The organism is Rhodococcus sp. LW-XY12, assembly GCF_019317345.1.
GTDB classification, from domain to species: Bacteria; Actinomycetota; Actinomycetes; order Mycobacteriales; family Mycobacteriaceae; genus Rhodococcus; species Rhodococcus pyridinivorans.
Genome location: NZ_CP079225.1, coordinates 3,558,100 through 3,577,272 on the forward strand (window position 1 = coordinate 3,558,100; position 19,173 = coordinate 3,577,272).

The window sequence follows — 19,173 nt, forward strand, 5'->3', positions numbered from 1 at the left end:
GGCGGGTAGACGATGGGATGGTGACCGACATCCTCGATCGTTTCTCCGCGCCGACCCGGGCGTGGTTCGCCGGGGCGTTCGAGTCCCCGACCCCGGCCCAGCTCGGCGCGTGGGATTCGATCTCCTCGGGAGCCCACACGCTCGTCGTCGCCCCCACCGGCTCGGGCAAGACCCTGTCGGCGTTCCTGTGGTCGCTCGACCGGCTCTCGTCCACCCCGGCCGACGAGCACGCCGCGCGCGAGCACCGCACCCGCGTGCTGTACGTCTCGCCGCTCAAGGCCCTCGCCGTCGACGTCGAGCGCAACCTGCGGTCTCCGCTCGTCGGCATCACCCAGACCGCGAAACGGCTCGGTCTGACGCCACCCGACATCACCGTCGGTGTGCGTTCCGGCGACACCTCCCAGGCCGATCGTCGCGCCATGGCGCGCACGCCACCGGACATCCTCATCACGACGCCCGAGTCGCTCTTCCTCATGCTCACCTCGTCCGCGCGGGAGAACCTCGTCGGTGTCGAGACGGTGATCGTCGACGAGGTCCACGCGGTGGCGGGGACGAAACGCGGGGCGCATCTCGCGCTGTCGCTCGAGCGTCTCGACCAGCTCCTGCGCGCGCCGGCCCAACGCATCGGGTTGTCGGCCACCGTGCGACCGCACGAGGAGGTCGGCCGGTTCCTCGCCGGTTCCGCCCCCATCCGGATCGTCGCGCCGCCCTCGGCGAAGACGTGGGATCTCGCGGTGCGCGTACCGGTCGAGGACATGACCGAACTCGGGGTTTCCGAGCCCGACGAGGAATCGTTCTCACCCACACCGCAGGCCGGGTCGATCTGGCCGCACGTCGAGGAGCAGATCGTCGATCTCATCACCGAGCACCGGTCGACGATCGTGTTCGCCAATTCCCGGCGACTGTCCGAACGTCTCACCGCCCGGCTCAACGAGATCCAGGCCGAACGCCTCGGCGAGCAGGTGGACCGCGAGGGCGCACCGCCTTCGCAGCTCGGATCGCCCACCGAGACCACCGCCGGCGCTGCACCCGTGCTCGCTCGCGCCCACCACGGGTCGGTGAGCAAGGACCAGCGCGCTCTGATCGAGGACGATCTCAAGTCGGGCCGGTTGCGGTGCGTGGTGGCGACGTCGAGTCTCGAACTCGGCATCGACATGGGTGCGGTCGATCTCGTGATCCAGGTCGAGGCTCCGCCCTCGGTGGCCAGCGGTCTGCAGCGCGTCGGTCGCGCCGGGCACCAGGTGGGCGAGACCTCACGCGGCGTGCTGTTCCCCAAGCACCGCACCGATCTCGTGCACTGCGCGGTGACCGTCGAGCGGATGGTCGAGGGACACATCGAGGCGCTGCAGGTCCCGGCGAATCCACTGGACGTGCTCGCCCAGCAGACGGTCGCGGCCACGGCCCTCGAACCCGTCGACGTCGACGACTGGTTCGACACGGTGCGGCGCAGCGGATCGTTCGCGACGCTCTCCCGCGGCGTCTACGAATCCGTCCTCGACCTGCTCGCCGGCCGCTATCCGTCCGACGAGTTCGCCGAGCTCCGTCCCCGGGTGGTATGGGACCGCACGGCCGGCACCCTCATCGGCAGGCCCGGCGCCCAACGGCTCGCCGTCACCTCCGGCGGCACGATCCCCGACCGCGGCCTGTTCACCGTGTACATGGTCGGCGAGAAGAACACGCGGGTGGGCGAACTCGACGAGGAGATGGTCTACGAGTCGCGAGTGGGTGACGTCTTCGCGCTCGGTGCCACCAGCTGGCGGATCGAGGAGATCACCTTCGACCGGGTGCTGGTCTCCCCCGCCTACGGCCGGCCCGGCCGGTTGCCCTTCTGGCACGGCGACAGTCAGGGTCGACCCGCCGAACTCGGTGCCGCGCTCGGCGCATTCCTGCGCGAGATGGGCCACGCCTCGCCGGAGGACGCCGAGACCCGCTGCCGCAAAGGTGGTCTCGACGACTACGCCACCGGAAATCTCATCCGTCTGCTCGACGAGCAGCGCACCGCCACCGGTCACCTGCCCACCGACCGAACACTCGTCGTCGAACGGTTCCGCGACGAACTCGGCGACTGGCGGCTGGTGCTGCACTCGCCGTTCGGGTTGCGAGTGCACGCACCGTGGGCGCTCGCGGTGGGCGCGCGGCTGCTCGAACGCTACGGCATCGAATCGCACCCCACCCCGTCCGACGACGGCATCATCGTCCGACTGCCCGACACCGACGACGCCCCGCCCGGCTCGGAGATCTTCGTCTTCGACACCGAGGAGATCGACGACATCGTCACCGAACAGGTCGGCGGCTCCGCGTTGTTCGCGTCCCGCTTCCGGGAGTGCGCGGCGCGGGCCCTGCTCCTGCCCCGCCGCAACCCGGGCAAGCGCGCCCCGCTGTGGCAGCAGCGCCAACGATCGGCGCAACTGCTCGACGTCGCTCGCCGCTTTCCCGACTTCCCGATCCTGCTCGAGACGGTGCGCGAGTGCCTGCAGGACGTCTACGACCTGCCTGCTCTGCGCGACCTGCTCGGCAGCATCGCCCAGCGCAAGATCCGGCTGGTGGAGGTCGAGACCCCCACGGCCTCACCGTTCGCGACGTTGCTGCTGTTCTCCTATGTGGGTGAGTTCCTGTACGAGGGCGACAGCCCGCTCGCCGAACGTCGGGCCGCGGCACTGTCGCTCGACTCGACGCTGCTCGCCGAACTTCTCGGCCGGGTCGAGCTGCGCGAACTGCTCGACGCCGACGTCATCACCGAGGCCGAGCACGAACTGCAACGCCTGACCCCGCAGCGACGCGCACGCGACGCCGAGGGCGTCGCCGATCTGCTGCGTCTGCTCGGTCCGCTCACCGAGGCCGAGCTGCGCGAGCGCACCACCGACGACCCGACGTCCTGGATCGAGGATCTCGAAGCGCAACGCCGCGCGTTGCGTGTCTCGTACGCGGGTGAGCACCGATGGGCGGCGGTCGAGGACGCCTCACGCCTGCGCGACGCGCTGGGCGTGCCCCTGCCGATCGGGGTCCCGACGGTGTTCGTCGAACCGGTCCCCGACCCGCTCGGCGATCTGATCGCCCGGCACGCCCGCACCCACGGCCCGTTCACCACCGCGCAGGCCGCCGCCCGGTTCGGACTGGGCACGGCGGTCGTCGAATCCGTCCTCGGCCGGCTCGCGTCCGAGAAGCGCGTCACGGCAGGCGAATTCCGCCCGGGTGCGAGCGGATCGGAATGGTGCGACACGGAGGTGCTCCGAAGGCTGCGGCGCCGGTCGCTCGCCGCCGCCCGGCAGGACGTCGAACCCGTCAGCACCACGACCCTCGGACGATTCCTGCCCGACTGGCACCACCTCGGCACCGGCCCGGGCACGAGTGCGCTCTACGGCATCGACGGTGTCCTCACCGTCGTCGAACAACTCGCCGGGGTACCGGTGCCCGCGAGCGCCCTCGAACCGCTGATCCTCGCTCCCCGCGTGCGCGACTACACCCCGACGATGCTCGACGAACTCACCACGACCGGTGAGGTCCTGTGGTCGGGTGCCGGGTCCATCTCCGGGAAGGACGGCTGGGTGGCACTGCATCCGGCCGATCTGGCCCCGGCGAGCCTCGCTCCGGTCGACGACATCGAGCTGGGGCCGGTGCACCGGGCGATCCTCGAGTCGCTCTCGGCCGGCGGCGCGTACTTCTTCCGGCAACTCGTCGACGCCGTCACCGTCCTCCACACCACGGCGAGCGACACGACGGTCGCCGACGCCCTGTGGGAGCTGGTGTGGAGCGGGCATATCGCGGGCGACACCCTCGCCCCGCTGCGCGCCCTGATCGGCGACACCTCCCGTGCCAAGCCCGCCCACCGCACCCCGCGCCGGGCGCCGCGCGCCCGGATGTACCGGGCCCGGCCCACGCTGCCGAGCCGCACCGGGCCACCGACCGTGAGCGGGCGCTGGTCGATGCTGCCCGAACGCGAGACCGACGCGACGGTCCGCGCACACACCACCGCCGAGCTGCTGCTCGAGCGGTACGGCGTGGTCACCCGCGGTGTCGTCGTCGGCGAGGGTGTGCCCGGCGGATTCGCGACGATGTACAAGGTGCTCAGCCGGTTCGAGGAGACGGGCCGGTGCCGCCGCGGTTACTTCGTCGATTCGCTGGGCGGAGCGCAGTTCTCGACACCGTCGGTCGTCGACCGTCTCCGGTCGTTCTCGGATTCGATCGAGGGCCGGCACTCGGAGACCGCGGCCGTCACCCTCGCGGCGTGCGATCCGGCCAACCCGTACGGTGCGGCACTGCCGTGGCCGAAGTCGTCGGCCGACGACGACGCGCCGCGGCACCGGCCGGGCCGCAAGGCCGGTGGACTCGTGGTGCTCGTCGACGGGGCGCTCGTGCTGTTCGTCGAACGCGGCGGACGCACGCTGCTCACCTTCGACGACGATCCGGGCCGGTTGCGCAGCGCATGCGCGTCGCTCGCTGCGAGCGTCAAACGCGGTGGTGTCGACAAGATCGTCGTCGAGAAGGTCGACGGTGAGACGATCCATGGGCACGAGTTCGCCGGATATCTTGCCGAAGCGGGATTCTCGGCGACCCCGCGCGGCTACCGGCTGAGGTTCTGACGTGCCCGAGGGAGACACCGTGTTCCGCGCCGCGTACCGCCTCCGAACGGCACTGGAGGGAAAGGTGCTCACAGAGACGGACTTCCGTGTTCCGCGTTTCGCCACGGCCGATTTCACCGGGTGCACGGTCGACGAAGTGGTCTCGCGGGGCAAGCACCTACTCGTCCGCGTCGCCGACGTCTCGATCCATTCGCACCTGAAGATGGAAGGCGAATGGCACGTCTATCCGCGCGGAACACGGTGGCGCAAGCCCGGATACAAGGCGCGCATCGTGCTCGGCACCGAGGACGTGCAGGCGGTGGGTTTCGAACTCGGCATCGTCGAGGTGCTCGCCCGTGACCGGGAGGACGACGCCGTGGGCCATCTCGGGCCGGATCTGCTCGGTCCCGATTGGGATCCCGAGCGTGCGGCGGCGAATCTCGTGCGCGACCCGGACCGTCCGATCGGGGTGGCCCTGCTCGATCAGCGCATCATGGCCGGCGTCGGGAACGTGTACCGCTCCGAATTGTGCTTCCTGCGGGGCGTCGATCCGTGGACCCCGGTCGCGCAGGCCGGGGATCCCGCTGCGTGGGTCGACCTCACGCATCGGTTGCTGGTCGCGAACCGCGACCGGACGACCCGTATCACCACCGGCGACCGTCGTCCGGGCCGCAATCTGTGGGTCTACGGGCGTCGCGGGAAGCCGTGCAGACGCTGCCATACCCCGATCCGGTTCGGCGAGATCGGCACCGCGACCGATCCCGAGCGGGTGGTCTACCGGTGCCCGCGATGTCAGCCGCGCCCGGAAGGATCCCCGCCCTGATCGCCCTGTATACACGCCGCCCTGCCGACGTCCTCGACGAGCGCGACGCAGTGCCGGACGAGGGTGTCTCGCGACACGGCGAGGTCGCCTTCGAGGTACCTCATGAACAGGCTGGTGAGGGCGCCGACGGCACCCACGGCCACCATGTGGCGCTGTCCCTCGTCGCCACCCGGGGGGTAGTTGGTCGCGGACCAGCGCGACGCAGGCCGGGGCGAGTTCGATACCGCGCCGACTGATTGTGGGTTCGCGCAGCGGGGCGAGGAGGAGCACGCGTCCCTTCGCGGGGTCGTCAACCATGAGCTCGACGAACGCCCGCACCGCGGCCTCGGCCCGGCCGAGGGTGGGGGCGGACAGTACCGCCTCGGTCAGCGCGTCGCGGGCGCGGTCGGCGACGTGGTCGTAGACCTCGCGGACGAAGGTGTCGCGGTCGGTGAAGCTCTCGTAGAAGTACCGTTCGGTGAGTTCGGCGGCCCGGCACACGGCCCTGACGTTCGCTGCCGCGCCGTCGGGCGGTCCGAGCAGGTCGACGCCCACCGCGAGGAGGCGTTCCCTGCGCAGCCGACGGCGTTCGTCGATGCCGACGCCCGCCCAGCTGCGGCGCGTGGTGTCCACCTTGTCGCTTCCCGTCGTTGACTGCATGCCCGACGGACCCCTGACAACATGCGTAGTCAGGGGTCCGTCGGGCCGGACACCGCCGAGTCGTCGCACCACGCGGCACCGCGCCCTGCGCGGCCGGAACCACCGGAACCCCTGGGCCCCGATTCGTTGACCTGGCGATACTTCGGCGGCCGGCGCGGCATGCTCTTCGGCCGTGGGCGGGGTCGATGCAGAACATGCATCCCGGACTCGGCGCCGGGGTCGAGGAGCACTCGAAGTTCTTCGACGAACGGGGGGAACGGCTCTACCGATCGCTGTACCCGATCTACGGCGTCGTCTTCGACGGTCCCCGCGCCCCGGAGACCGCAGCGAAGGTGCGCGGCTACCACAACACCATCAAGGGGATCGACAAGAAGGGCCGCAGGTACCACACACTCGACCCCGACACCTTCTACTGGGCGCACGCGACCTTCTTCTACAGCCTCGTCGTCTCCATCGAGTGGTTCGACGGCCCGCTCACCCTCGAACAGAAGCACCGCCTGTTCGACGAGCACGTGCAGTGGTACCGGCTGTACGGCATGCCGATGCACTCGGTCCCCGCATCCTGGGAGGACTTCCTCGAGTACTGGGACCGCGGTGCCGCACCGTGCTCGAGGACAACAAGGCCACCCGAGACGTACTCGACCTGTCGAATCTCGACCGTCCGCCCTTCCTGCGGTGGTTCCCCGAAGAGGTGTGGAAGTTGATCCGCCCGCTGGTGACGGCCGGTTTCCTGTGGCTCACCGTCGGGTTGTACGACCCGCCGGTGCGCGAGCTGCTCGGCTACCGATGGAGCCGACCGGAGGCGGCACCGCACGCTCTCGTCGGTCGCGCCATCGGACTCGGCACGAAACTCGTTCCGTGGCGATACCGCTACCACCCGCGGATGCACTACAGCCCGAAGGTGACGGATCGCCACCGTCCCACTTCTGTTTCACCCTGACGCACCCTTCCGGTAGCGGCGTCGACGAGGGCGTTCTGTGTCACGCTAGCGAGGTGTCCACGCCCTCGTACCTGTCGTCCGGACGGCGCCGCCCTCTGTCCCCGGAGTCGGCGGCCTCCCGCATCAGCGCCTACGTCTACGGCAACATCCTGGTGCTGGCCGCGCTCGTCCCCATCACGACCTCGCCCGAGTACATCGGGATCGCGATCGTGATCGGCACCGCACTCTCGACGTTCATCGCCCATGTCTTCGCGGAGTCGGTCGCTCAGTCCGTTCGTTCGGGTGCTCAACTCACGCGCAGCGAACGCATCGAGGAACTCCGCGACTCCGTTCCCATCCTGTCGTCGGCGGTATTGCCCTGTCTCGTGCTCGCCACGGCCTGGGTCGGCTGGCTCGAGCCCCGGACGGCCCACATCCTCGCCGAGGTCGCCGTGCTGATCCGTATCGGCTCGACCGTATTCGTCGTGCGCCGGTTACAGAATCGCAGCCCGACCCACCGGACCGTGGCGGCCGCGGTGGGGGTGGCTCTGATCGCGACGGTCGTGGTCGTCGTGAAGGTCGTGCTCACGCACTGACCGCCGCGAAGGCGGTGTCACGCACCGACCGCCGCGAAGGCGGTGCTCACGCACCGACACCCGTCACGAACCGCCCGCGGCTACGTGATGGGCACCGGTTCGAGGATCTCCGGCCGGGCCTCCGGGGCCGCTGCCCGGAGCGCGTCCGCGGATTCGTCGTCGGGTCGGTTCTGCGACTCGATCTCCGCCTCGACGCGCGCCCGGTAGGTCGCGACCTCCCGGTCGATCGTCGCGTCGTCCCAGCCGAGGACCGGAGCGACCAGCCGGGCCGTCTGCTCCGCACAGTGCAGCCCGCGGTGCGGGTATTCGATCGAGATCCGGGTCCGGCGCGCCAGGAGGTCCTCGAGATGTAGGGCTCCTTCGGCCGCAGCGCCGTAGACCATCTCGACCTGCAGGTACTGGGGGGCATCGGTCAGCGGTTCGAGCAACTCGGGCCGGCCCTTCGCGAGGCTCAGCACGTCCTCGACGAGGGAGCCGTAGCGGTCGAGCAGATGCTTGACGCGGTAGGGATGCAGACCGTACTGCTCGGCGAGATGCATGGTCTGGTTGACCAGCGCGAAGTACCCGTCGGCCCCGACGAGGGGCACCTTCTCGGTGATCGACGACGCGATCCGGGCCGGAATGTCCTCGGCCGCGAGATCGACGGCGTCCTCGGCCATGACGCGGTAGGTCGTGTACTTGCCACCGGCGATCGCCACGAGCCCCGGCGCCACCCGCGCGACGGCGTGTTCACGCGAGAGCTTGGACGTCTCGTCGCTCTCCCCCGCCAGCAGCGGGCGCAGACCAGCGTAGACACCGTCGATGTCGTCGTGGGTGAGCGGGACGACGAGTACGCGGTTGACGTGGTCGAGGATGTAGTCGATGTCGGCCTTCGTCGCTGCCGGGTGCGCCAGGTCGAGATTCCAGTCGGTGTCGGTGGTGCCGATGATCCAGTGGTTGCCCCACGGGATGACGAACAGCACCGACTTCTCGGTACGCAGGATGATCGCCGAATCGCTGACGATCCGGTCGCGGGGCACGACGATGTGCACGCCCTTCGACGCGCGGACCCGGAATCGGCCGCGCTGCCGCGACAACGACTGGATCTCGTCGGTCCACACACCGGTTGCGTTGATCACCGCGTGCGCCCGCACCTCGGTGACCGAACCGTCCTCGCTGTCGCGCACCCGCACACCCGACACGCGGTCGGCCTCGCGCAGGAAACCGACGACCTGCGTCGACGTACGCACCACCGCACCGTAGTGCGCGGCCGTCCGCGCGACGGTCATGGTGTGCCGGGCGTCGTCGACGACCGTGTCGTAGTAGCGGATTCCGCCGACGAGCGAATTGCGCTTGAGACCGGGAACCATCCGCAGGGCGCCCGAGCGGGTCAGGTGCTTCTGCGCCGGAACGGACTTCGCGCCGCCGAGACGGTCGTAGAGGAAGATACCCGCCGCGACGTAGGGCCGCTCCCACACCCGATGGGTGAGCGGGAAGAGGAACTTCAACGGCCTGACCAGGTGCGGGGCCAGGGTCGTCAATGCGAGTTCGCGCTCGCGCAAGGCTTCTCGCACCAGACCGAATTCGAGCTGTTCGAGATAGCGCAGGCCGCCGTGGAACATCTTCGACGACCGGCTCGACGTGCCGGACGCGAAGTCGCGGGCCTCGACGAGAGCGACTCGCAGGCCCCGGGTTGCGGCGTCGAGCGCTGCTCCCGCCCCGACGACACCACCGCCGATGACGACGACGTCGAACTGTTCGGTGGCGAGACGACGCCAGGCGTCGGCGCGCTGTTGCGGTCCGAGGAGTTGCACACCCGATTGGTTGGTCACCGCACCTGCTCCCGTGAGTCGTCGACGTATCCCGATCAAGGGTAGTAGCTTCGGACCCGCAGCGCGCAGCGGAAGCGTTGCCGAACCGAGCCGTCCCCTTCACCCGAGGATCACCTGTGAACCAGTTCATCGCGGCGATCGACCAGGGCACCACGTCCAGCCGGTGCATCATCTTCGACCACGACGGGCGCATCGTCTCGCTCGCGCAGAAGGAACACCGCCAGTTCCTCCCGCGGTCGGGATGGGTCGAACACGACCCGGAAGAGCTGTGGCTCAACACCCGTGAAGTGGGCGCCGCAGCACTCGCCAAAGCGGATCTGCGACGCAACGACGTCGCGGCGATCGGCCTGACGAACCAGCGCGAGACCACGGTGGTGTGGGACCGCACCACCGGAAAACCGGTGTACAACGCGATCGTCTGGCAGGACACCCGCACCGACAGGCTCGTCGAGGAGCTTGCCGGCGACGCCGGGCCCGACCGCTACCGCGAGATCACCGGACTACCGCTGTCGACCTATTTCGCCGGACCGAAGGTGCGGTGGATCCTCGACAACGTCGACGGTGCCCGAGAGCGCGCCGAGGCCGGCGACCTCGCGTTCGGCACCATCGACAGCTGGATCCTGTGGAATCTCACCGGTGGTGTCGGCGACGAGGGTCAGCCCCCCGGACTGCACATCACCGATGTGACCAACGCCTCCCGGACGCTGCTGATGAATCTCGGGACACAGCAGTGGGATCCGGCGATCTGTGCCGAACTCGGCATCCCGGAGTCGATGCTGCCGGAGATCCGCAGTTCGTCGGAGGTGTACGGGCACGCCCGCGAGCGCGGACCGCTCGCCGGGGTCCCGGTCGCCGGCATCCTCGGCGACCAGCAGGCCGCGACCTTCGGCCAGGGCTGCCTGTCCCCCGGCGAGGCGAAGAACACCTACGGCACCGGCAACTTCCTGCTGCTCAACACCGGCACGACCCCGGTGCGCAGCGAGCACGGCTTGATCACCACCGTCTGTTATCGCATAGGTGACGCCCCCGCGGTCTACGCCCTCGAAGGTTCGGTGGCCGTGACCGGTTCGCTCGTGCAGTGGCTGCGCGACAATCTCGGGTTGATCCGGTCCGCCGACGAGATCGAAGCGCTCGCCACGAGCGTCCCCGACAACGGCGGGGCGTATTTCGTGCCGGCCTTCTCGGGATTGTTCGCGCCGCGCTGGCGACCCGACGCCCGCGGCGTCATCGCCGGCCTGACGCGCTTCGTCGAGAAGGGCCACCTCGCGCGGGCGGCGCTCGAGGCGACGGCCTACCAGACGCGGGAGGTCATCGAGGCGATGAACGCCGACTCCGGGGTCGACCTGCGCACCCTCAAGGTCGACGGCGGCATGGTCGCCAACGATCTGCTCATGCAATTCCAGTCGGACATCCTCGGTGTGCCGGTGGTACGACCCACCGTTTCCGAGACCACCGCACTCGGCGCCGCCTACGCGGCCGGTCTCGCCGTCGGCTTCTGGGAGGACGAGGAGGACATCCGCCGCAACTGGACCGCGGACCGCACGTGGGAGCCGGCGATGCCGGTCGACGAACGCGAGCGCCTGTTCGGCGAATGGAACAAGGCGGTCGAACGCACCTACGACTGGGCCTGAGCAGGGCGGGATCGCCGCGAATCCCGCCCCGTCCGGTGCCTAGTCCAGATCGTCGTGGCGCATCAGCTGGCGGGCGGCCTCGGTGACCGATCCGCTCAGCGACGGGTAGACCGAGAAGGTCTGCGCGAGGTCGTTGACCGACAGGTTGTTCTGCACCGCCAACGCTATGGGAAGGATGAGCTCGGACGCGGTCGGGGCGACGACCACACCGCCGATGACCACACCGGTCGCGGGGCGGCAGAAGATCTTCACGAAACCGCGCCGCAGGCCGGACATCTTGGCGCGCGGGTTGGTGTTGAGCGGGAGCATGACTGTGCGGGCGGGCACCTCGCCCTTGTCGATCGTCGCCTGACTGACACCGACGGCGGCGATCTCGGGACGCGTGAACACTGCGGCCGCAACGGTTTTCAGCTTGATGGGGCTCACGCCTTCGCCGAGCGCGTGGTAGATCGCGATGCGGCCCTGCATGGCCGCGACCGACGCGAGCGGCAGCAGTCCGGTGCAGTCGCCCGCGGCGTAGATGCCGGGGACGGCGGTACGGGAGACGCGGTCGACGGGAAGGTAACCGCCCCGGTCGAGTTCGAGCCCGACCTTGTCGAGACCGAGATCCCGGGTGTTGGGCACCGAGCCGACGGTCATCAGCACATGGCTGCCCTCGACGATGCGGCCGTCGGCGAGGAGCACGCGGACGCCGTCCTCGGTGCGTTCGACCCGGTCGGCGCGGGCGTGCTTGACGAGGGTCACACCGCGCTCGGTGAGGACGTCCTCGAGCACGAGAGCCGCGTCCTCGTCCTCGTGCGGCAGGATCCGGTCGCGGCTCGACACGACGGTGACCTGCACGCCGACCTCGGTGTAGGCGGAGACGAACTCGGCGCCGGTGACACCCGAACCGACGACGACGAGGTGCTCGGGAAGCTTCTCGAGGTCGTAGAGCTGACGCCAGGTGAGGATCCGCTCACCGTCCGACTCCGCGCCCGGCAGGACACGCGGGCTCGCGCCGGTGGCGATCAGCACGACGTCGGCGCCGAGCACCTTCTCCTCGCCGGTCAGCAGCTTGGCGCGCACCTGATGGGCGGCCATGCCGGGCTGCGCGTCGACGAGTTCGCCGTAACCGGAGAACAGCTTCACCCCGGCGGCCTCGAGCTTGGTGCGGATGTCGGAGGACTGCGCGCGGGCGAGGCTCTTCACACGGCCGTGCACCTGCGGCAACGACACCTCGGCACGGTCGAGTTCGATGCCCAGGTCGGCGGCGCGGCGCATGTCGGTGCGCACGCCGGTCGAGGCGATGAAGGTCTTGGAGGGGACGCAGTCGAAGAGCACGCAGGCGCCACCGATCCCGTCCGAATCGATCAGTGACACCGTCGCGCCGTACTGGGATGCCACCAGCGCCGCCTCGTATCCTGCGGGGCCGCCGCCGATGATGACGATCCGGGTCATTGTTCTCCTCTGTATCGATTCCGAAGGGTGCCGGGTCGGGCTGCACGTGAGCGCCTGGTGGGCACACACGTGGTCTCAACGCTATGCCAATGCCCCCACCTCGCGCACAGGGACCGGCGGACCCGGCACGCAACGGCCCCCCGATAACTCCTCGTCCGTCCCTGCGCCGCCCCTCCGACGACTCCGGTGGACGACGGGTTAGCCTTATCCTCGTGCCGATCTACGCCGCCTACGGGTCCAACATGCATCCGGAGCAGATGCTGACGCGCTGCCCGCATTCGCCGATGGCGGGAACCGGGTGGTTGCACGGTTGGCGACTGACCTTCGCCGGCGCCGACATCGGCTGGGAGGGCGCCCTCGCGACGGTCGTCGAGGATTCGGACGCGAAGGTGTTCGTCGTGCTCTACGACGTGCCGGAGGACGACGAACGCAGCCTCGACCGCTGGGAGGGAGCCGAACTCGGTTTCCACCGCAAGATCCGCGTGCGCGTCGACACGGCCGACGGTCCGGTCCTCGCGTGGCTGTACGTCGTCGACGGATACGAGGGCGGCCTGCCGTCGGCACGCTATCTGGGCGTGATGGCCGACGCGGCCGAGATCGCCGGGGCCCCCGCCGAATACGTTCGGGATCTGCGTACCCGCAACAGTCGCAATGTGGGTCCGGGGCGTCCCGACGGCTTCTAGACGCCGGCCTTCCTACCCTCCGGGATAGAAGGGCACCGGTCGCCGGACGCTCACCGTCACCGGGTCGCCCGCCTGCAGACCGTGCAGGGTGGTGCACAGGGCACGGACGGCGATTCCCATCCCCTCGACTCGCACTTCGCTGTGTGCGCCGCCGAATGCCGTGTCGCGCACAGTGAACGATCCGGCAGCAGGGCACTTCGTCGGCGCTGCCCCGACTTCGATCTGTTCCGGTCGCAGCAGGACGCGACCCACGCCGTGTCCGGGTGAGACGAGCTGAACCTTCCCGAGCGGGGTCTGCGCGCAGTCGCCGAACGCCTCGGCCTCGAGTACGATCGCCTCCCCCACGAACTCGCCCACCGCGACGGATGCCGGCCTCCCGTAGACCTCCTCGGGCGAGCCCACCTGGGCGATCCGGCCGTCGAGCATCACTGCCAGCCTGTCGGCCATGGCCAAGGCCTCCGTCTGGTCGTGGGTCACGAGCACCGCCGCGACCGACTGTTCGCGCAGCAGCGTACGGACATCCGCGCGCAGACTCGCGCGCAGACCGGCGTCGAGCGCGCTGAACGGCTCGTCGAGCAGGACCACGGACGGTCGCGGTGCCAGTGCACGAGCCAGAGCGATCCGCTGCTGTTGCCCGCCGGAGAGCGCGCTCGGCTTACGGTGCCCGACTCGCGGAAGACCGACGAGATCCAGTAGTTCCTCGACCCGGCGTCGATGTTCCTCCCGCGCACCTCCGCGCCACGGCCGGTTCGCTCGCCCCAGACCGTAGCCGATGTTGCGCGCCACGTTCAGATGCGGGAACAACGCGCCTTCCTGCGGCACGAGGCCCACCCCGCGACGTTCGGGTGGCACGTCGGTCACGGTCACGTCGTCTACGGAGACCCGTCCCGACGCTGCGGGATGCAGCCCAGCCGCCACTCGCAACAGCGTGGTCTTGCCGCCACCCGACGGTCCGAGGACGGCGAGCAGGTCGCCGCGCGGCACGTCGAGGGTCACATCGGTGACGACTTCGGCGGCGCCGTATCGCGCGGATACATTCTCGATGGTCAGACCGGTCACTCTTCGCCTCCACTTTCCGCGTCGACCCGGCCGCGCAACAGACGTCCCAGCACGAGCGACGGCAGTGCCGCGATGAGGACGAGGATCACCGCATAGGGTGCTGCCGAGCCGTACGCGAGGGTTTCGGTATGTCGCCACATCCCAGTCGCGAGCGTGTCGTGCCCGATGGGGACGAGCAGCAGCGTCGCAGGCAGTTCCTTGGCGATGGTCAGGAATGCCAATGCCGCACCGGCGACCACGCCGGGTGCGGCGATCGGGATCGTCACCCGCAGTCCGGTGAGCAATCGTCCGGAACCGAGAGTTGCGGACGCATCTTCGAGACCCCGGGGGATCGCGGCGACCGCCGCATGGATCGACCCCACCGCGAGAGGGAGGAACAGGACCGCGTAGGCGATCACCAGCATCGGGGTCTGCTGGTACCACTGCGGGAGCAGTCGGATGCCGAAGAACACGAGCGCCAGACCGACGGTGATGCCGGGCAGCGCGAAGCCGATGTAGGCGGCGCTCTCGGTGAAGCGGGACAATCGGGAGTGCGACCGTGCGGCGTAGATGCCCACCGGAAGTGCGAGCACCGTGGTCAGCAACGCACCGAGCGCGGACACCCACAGAGTGTAGGTGGTGGCGGTCCAGATACCGGACCAGTCGACCGCGATCTGCTGTGACCTCCACAACCAGCGGGCCAGGCCCGCGACCGGAACTCCCACGCTCACGACGAGCAGAGCGGCGAGGAAGCCGATCGCCGGCCATCGCCGTGAGCCGAGCATCACGGGTTCGGCCGTGCGCGCGGTACCGGATCCGATCCGCGCGGTGGCGCCGCGGCGCGCGCTCCGTTCGGCGACGGTCAGCACCACGGCGATCGCGACCAGCACGAGGCCGAAGACAGCGGCGGGCGTGCGATCGAGAAGTCCCCGGTAACTTCCGTAGATCGCCAGGGTGAACGCTTCGTAGCGCATCAATGCGACGGCGCCGAAGTCGCTGAGCGTGTAGAGCGCGACGAGCAGTCCGCCCGCCGCCGCGGTCGGCCAAACCTGCCGCAAGGTGACGGTGAGGATGGCGGTCAGCCGGGACCGGCCGAGAGTGCGGGCCACTTCCTCGAGCCCCGGGTCGGCCGAGGCGAGTGCCGCCGCCACAGGCAGATAGACGTAAGGAAAGGACGCGCAGGTCAGGACGAGCGCAGCACCGACGAAACCTTCGAGCGCGGGGAACTGGGCGATCCAGACGAAGCCCGACACGTACGAGGGGATCGCCAAGGGCAGACTCAGGGCCAACGCGAACCAGCGACGGCCGGGGAGATCCGTGCGGGTCGTCAACCATGCTGCGGCGAGCCCCAGGATCAGGCAGGCCACCGTGACCGTCACGGCGAGCGCGCCGCTGCGCCACACCAGTTCGAGAGTGCGTGGCCGGAACACGAGCGAGAAGACCCGCTCGGGGCCGTCCGCGAACGCGCGCATCACCAGGTGCACGACGGGTGCGAGCGCGAACACGGCGACACCCAGCGCAGCCGTGGCCAGGATCGGCCGGCCGCGTCGGGTGCCGTCGCGCGGGGTAACGAGGGTGATCAGATGAATTCCAGTTCCTGCAGGAGCGCCTGTGTCTCGGCCAAGGACGCCAGTTCGGCCAATTCGATGTCGGAGGTCCCGATCTCGGAGAGCGGACGCAGGTCGGTCTGGGTTTCGGTCCCCTCGACGACCGGATACTCCGCGGTCTCGTCGGCGAAATAGGTCTGCGACTCGGGCGAGAGCAACGCTGCCACGAACTGCTCGGCCTGCTCGCGCTGGTCGGTAGTGGCGAGCACCGCGGCGCCGGCGATGTTCACCAGGGCACCGGGATCGCCCGCGTCGAAGAAGTGGAGCTGCACGGCAAGGTTGTCGGCGCCCTTCTCGTCCGCGAGCCCGTACCAGTAGTAGTGATTGGTGAGGCCGAGGGTCACCTGGCCGGTGTCGACGCCCTCCATGAGAGGTCCGTTGCCTTCGAAGGCGACCGGTTCGTTGGCCTTGAACGCCTCGAGCCATTCGCGGGCACCGTCCTCGCCCCGGGAGACACGGAGTCCGGTCACGAACGACTGGAACGACGCATTGGTCGGCGCGAAGCCCACCTGGCCCTTCCACTTCGGGTCGAGGAGCCCGTCGATCCCGCTCGGCAGGTCCTGCGGCTGCACCTTGTCGTCGTTGTAGACCAGGACGCGAGCCCGTGCAGAGGTGGCGACCCAGGTGCCGTCCTCCGCGCGGTAGTTCTCGGGCACCTGATTCGTCACACTCGCGGGCAGCTGCTCGAGCAGACCCGAACGGTCGAGCAGACCGAGCGCGCCGGCATCCTGGCTGAAGACCACATCGGCGGGCGATGCGGCACCTTCTTCGACGAGCTTGCCCGTGATCTCCGGCGTGCCGCCGTAGACGACGTCGATCGGGAAACCGAGAGTGCCTTCGAGTTGTTCGACGAGCGGGCCCACCAGGTTCTCGCTACGCCCGGAATAGAGCGTGAGCGCCTCCCCGTTCGAAGCGTCCGGGGTGGTGTCGCCCGAGCCGCTGTCGCTGCACGCGGCGAGAACGGCGACGAGCGTGGCTGCCGTCAGCCCTGCGCCGATCCGGTGTCGAAGGGACATCGATTCCTCCTGGTATGGGTGAGCTCACACATCCTACCGTTCAGGTAAGCCTGAGCTTATTTCGGGCTGCGTCACGCAGCGCCGAGAACCAGATTCGTCATCACCCGCACACCCACGGCCAGCGCCCGCTCGTCGAGATCGAAGGTGGGCTGGTGGATGTCGAGTTCGGGCCCGACCCCCGGCCACACCCCGAGCCGCCCCATGGCGCCGGGGACGTGTTCGAGATACCACGAGAAGTCTTCTCCCCCACCGGATTGTGGGGTGTCCGCGAGGGCGTCGGGGCCGGTCGCGCGGATCGCGTCCTCGAACATGCGCGCCGACACCTCGTCGTTGACCACCGGCGGCACGCCGCGGCGATAGTTCAGTTCGTAGCTGACACCGGTGGGCGCGAGCAGACCGTGCACGATCTCGCGGACCATCGGTTCGAGCAGCTGCCAGGTGTCGTGGTCGCCGGTGCGGACGGTGCCCGCGAGCATGCCGGTGCGCGGGATCGCGTTCGGTGCCTTGCCGGCGCTGACCGCACCCCACACCATGACGGTGCCGGTGCGCGGATCGATGCGACGGCTGAGCATGCCGGGAAGACCCGTGATGACGGCACCGAGGCCGTAGACGAGATCGCCGGTCAGGTGCGGCCGGGAGGTGTGCCCACCGGGTGAGTCGAGGACGAGTTCGACAGTGTCGGCCGCCGAGGTGATCGCCCCGACCCGCATACCGACCTTGCCCGCCTCGAGACGCGGGTCGCAGTGCAAGGCGAAGATCCGCGCGACCCCGTCGAGTCCGCCCGCCGCGACGACGTCGAGCGCCCCGCCCGGCATGACCTCCTCCGCGGGCTGGAAGACCAGCCGGACACCGATCGGCAATTCGGGCATCGAGGCCAGCGCCAGACCTGCACCGAGCACGACGGTGGTGTGGGCGTCGTGCCCACACACGTGCGAGACACCGGGGACGGTGGATTCGAACGGCAGGCCGGTGGCCTCCTGCATCGGCAGGGCGTCCATGTCTGCACGCAGGGCGATGCGCGGTCCGCCGGTCGGACCGAGATCGCAGATCAGGCCGGTGCCGCGAGGCAGGACCTTCGGCTCCAGTCCGGCCGCGCGCAGGTGCTTCGCGACGAACTCGGTGGTGGCGTACTCCTGCCGGGCGAGCTCGGGATTCGCATGGATGTGACGGCGCCAGAGCGAGAGGTCCTCGGTGTGGCGGTCCAACCACTTCTCGACGTAGGGGTTCATCGACGGCCGACCTGTTCGAGGAGCCGTGCCCGGTGGACCGGATCGGTCGCCGCGCGTACGGCGGTCGCTGCGAGCGCACGCGCTCCGTCGAGTACTGCCCGATCGGCGGACTCGGTGACACACGCGGCCGCGAATGCAGCCTGATGTGTCACCGCGCCACCGGAGTCGAGTCCGATGACCGGATGGATTCCCGGCACCACGTTCGTCACGTTTCCCATGTCGGTACTGCCCAGGGGGCGCGCTCCTTCCTCCTCGACGGGCAGCGGTCGGCGCCCGAGATCGATGATCTCCTCACGATATGCCTGCACCAGCCACGGATCGGGAGTGAGTTCGGTATAGGTCGGCGAGACCGTCCGGATCCGGTGGTTGCATCCGGTGGCCAGCGCCCCGGCGGCGAAGCAGTTGCGTGCGCGGTCGACGAGGTCGTCGAGGAGTTCGCTCGTCCCGGCCCGCAGGTAGTACAGCAGTTCGGTGTGGCTGGGCACGATGTTCGGTGCCGTCCCGCCCTGCGCGACGATGCCGTGGATCTGTTGCCCGGGATGCAGGTGCTGCCGCAGCAGTCCGACCGCGACCTGGGCGACGGTCGCAGCGTCGGCAGCGTTGAGCCCGTATTCGGGGGCCGCGGAGGCGTGCGCCTCGCGGCCGTCGTACTCGACGGCGATGTCGGCGAGGGCGAGCGACGTCGCCCCGGTGATGTCGAACGGGCCGGGATGCACCATCATCGCCGCACCGACGCCGTCGAAGACGCCGCGTTCGAGCATGAGGACCTTGCCGCCGCCGGTTTCCTCCGCGGGGGTTCCGACGACGCGGACGGTCACGTCGAGTTCGTCGGCGAGCGCAGCGAGACCGATCCCGGCGCCCACGGCCGACGCCGCGATGATGTTGTGGCCGCACGCGTGCCCGATGCCCGGCAGTGCGTCGTACTCGGCGCAGAACGCGAGGACGAGTTCGCCGCTGCCGAACCGCGCATCGAAGGCGGTGGGCAGGTCGGCGATGCCGGTGGTGACCTCGAAATCGTGGTCGCGCAGCACCTCGACGATCTTCGCGGCGCTCCGGTGTTCCTCGAACGCGAGTTCCGGTTCGGCGTGGATGGAATGCGACAGGCCGACGAGGGTGTCGGAAGCAGCCTCGATCGCCGTGGCGTAGTCGGTCGTCACGGGGTCCAGTCTGTCATGCTCACCGCGT

General features: G+C 69.5%; 12 protein-coding genes and 2 pseudogenes. 6 read left to right on the top strand and 8 right to left on the bottom strand.

Features of this window, described 5'->3' with window-relative positions; genetic code table 11:
- Positions 1–17 precede the first annotated feature (17 nt).
- Positions 18–4,580 (top strand): ATP-dependent helicase, encoded by a 4,563-nt coding sequence (locus KXC42_RS16615; protein WP_219129295.1) that lies wholly within the window; start codon positions 18–20, stop codon positions 4,578–4,580.
- A gap of 1 nt (position 4,581) precedes the next feature.
- Positions 4,582–5,382, top strand: coding sequence for a DNA-formamidopyrimidine glycosylase family protein (locus KXC42_RS16620; RefSeq protein ID WP_219129296.1), 801 nt, complete (start codon positions 4,582–4,584; stop codon positions 5,380–5,382).
- Here the strand turns inward: KXC42_RS16620 and KXC42_RS27385 are convergent.
- Positions 5,352–5,994, bottom strand: a pseudogene (locus KXC42_RS27385) (TetR/AcrR family transcriptional regulator). The gene KXC42_RS16620 and the pseudogene KXC42_RS27385 overlap by 31 nt on opposite strands.
- Before the next feature lie 186 nt (positions 5,995–6,180).
- Here KXC42_RS27385 and KXC42_RS16630 point away from each other — a divergent pair.
- A pseudogene (locus tag KXC42_RS16630) lies at positions 6,181–6,904 on the top strand (oxygenase MpaB family protein); the annotation flags it as partial.
- Positions 6,905–7,014: 110 nt separating this feature from the next.
- Positions 7,015–7,536, top strand: coding sequence for a hypothetical protein (locus tag KXC42_RS16635; RefSeq protein ID WP_006550155.1), 522 nt, complete (start codon positions 7,015–7,017; stop codon positions 7,534–7,536).
- 80 nt (positions 7,537–7,616) lie between these two features.
- On the opposite strand, the gene glpD is transcribed toward KXC42_RS16635, so the two are convergent.
- The gene (gene glpD / locus KXC42_RS16640; protein ID WP_019288535.1) at positions 7,617–9,347 is read right to left on the bottom strand and encodes a glycerol-3-phosphate dehydrogenase; all 1,731 of its coding nucleotides are present in this window, start codon (positions 9,345–9,347) and stop codon (positions 7,617–7,619) included.
- 116 nt (positions 9,348–9,463) lie between these two features.
- Here glpD and glpK point away from each other — a divergent pair, with 116 nt between their 5' ends.
- A complete protein-coding gene (gene glpK / locus KXC42_RS16645) occupies positions 9,464–10,978 on the top strand; it encodes a glycerol kinase GlpK (protein WP_006550153.1) in 1,515 nt (504 codons plus the stop codon).
- 39 nt (positions 10,979–11,017) lie between these two features.
- On the opposite strand, the gene KXC42_RS16650 is transcribed toward glpK, so the two are convergent.
- On the bottom strand, positions 11,018–12,415 hold the full coding sequence (locus KXC42_RS16650) for an NAD(P)H-quinone dehydrogenase (protein WP_064853114.1): 1,398 nt from the start codon (positions 12,413–12,415) through the stop codon (positions 11,018–11,020).
- 212 nt (positions 12,416–12,627) lie between these two features.
- Between KXC42_RS16650 and KXC42_RS16655 the strand changes: the two genes are divergently transcribed.
- Positions 12,628–13,098, top strand: a complete 471-nt coding sequence (locus tag KXC42_RS16655) for a gamma-glutamylcyclotransferase (protein ID WP_006550151.1) — start codon at positions 12,628–12,630, stop codon at positions 13,096–13,098.
- Between the two features lie 12 nt (positions 13,099–13,110).
- Here KXC42_RS16655 and KXC42_RS16660 read toward each other — a convergent pair whose 3' ends face one another.
- The 5 genes from KXC42_RS16660 to KXC42_RS16680 form a co-directional block, all read right to left on the bottom strand.
- Complete coding sequence (locus tag KXC42_RS16660) at positions 13,111–14,157, bottom strand: ABC transporter ATP-binding protein (protein WP_064060885.1); 1,047 nt, start codon at positions 14,155–14,157, stop codon at positions 13,111–13,113.
- Positions 14,154–15,608, bottom strand: coding sequence for an iron ABC transporter permease (locus KXC42_RS16665; RefSeq protein ID WP_219130501.1), 1,455 nt, complete (start codon positions 15,606–15,608; stop codon positions 14,154–14,156). Before KXC42_RS16665 ends, KXC42_RS16660 begins: the two co-directional genes overlap by 4 nt.
- Positions 15,609–15,715: 107 nt before the next feature.
- The gene (locus KXC42_RS16670; protein WP_006550148.1) at positions 15,716–16,759 is read right to left on the bottom strand and encodes an iron ABC transporter substrate-binding protein; all 1,044 of its coding nucleotides are present in this window, start codon (positions 16,757–16,759) and stop codon (positions 15,716–15,718) included.
- A gap of 71 nt (positions 16,760–16,830) precedes the next feature.
- On the bottom strand, positions 16,831–17,988 hold the full coding sequence (locus KXC42_RS16675; RefSeq protein ID WP_006550147.1) for a M20 family metallopeptidase: 1,158 nt from the start codon (positions 17,986–17,988) through the stop codon (positions 16,831–16,833).
- The gene (locus KXC42_RS16680; RefSeq protein ID WP_219129298.1) at positions 17,985–19,145 is read right to left on the bottom strand and encodes a M20 family metallopeptidase; all 1,161 of its coding nucleotides are present in this window, start codon (positions 19,143–19,145) and stop codon (positions 17,985–17,987) included. Before KXC42_RS16680 ends, KXC42_RS16675 begins: the two co-directional genes overlap by 4 nt.
- Positions 19,146–19,173 lie beyond the last annotated feature (28 nt).

Excerpts from the sequence above, each read along its gene's own strand:
- KXC42_RS16670 (WP_006550148.1), bottom strand. The coding sequence starts at position 16,759 with ATGTCCCTTCGACACCGGATCGGCGCAGGGCTGACGGCAGCCACGCTC.
- KXC42_RS16650 (WP_064853114.1), bottom strand. The coding sequence starts at position 12,415 with ATGACCCGGATCGTCATCATCGGCGGCGGCCCCGCAGGATACGAGGCG.
- KXC42_RS16675 (WP_006550147.1), bottom strand. The coding sequence starts at position 17,988 with ATGAACCCCTACGTCGAGAAGTGGTTGGACCGCCACACCGAGGACCTC.
- KXC42_RS16665 (WP_219130501.1), bottom strand. The coding sequence starts at position 15,608 with ATGCGCGCGTTCGCGGACGGCCCCGAGCGGGTCTTCTCGCTCGTGTTC.
- KXC42_RS16615 (WP_219129295.1), top strand. The coding sequence starts at position 18 with ATGGTGACCGACATCCTCGATCGTTTCTCCGCGCCGACCCGGGCGTGG.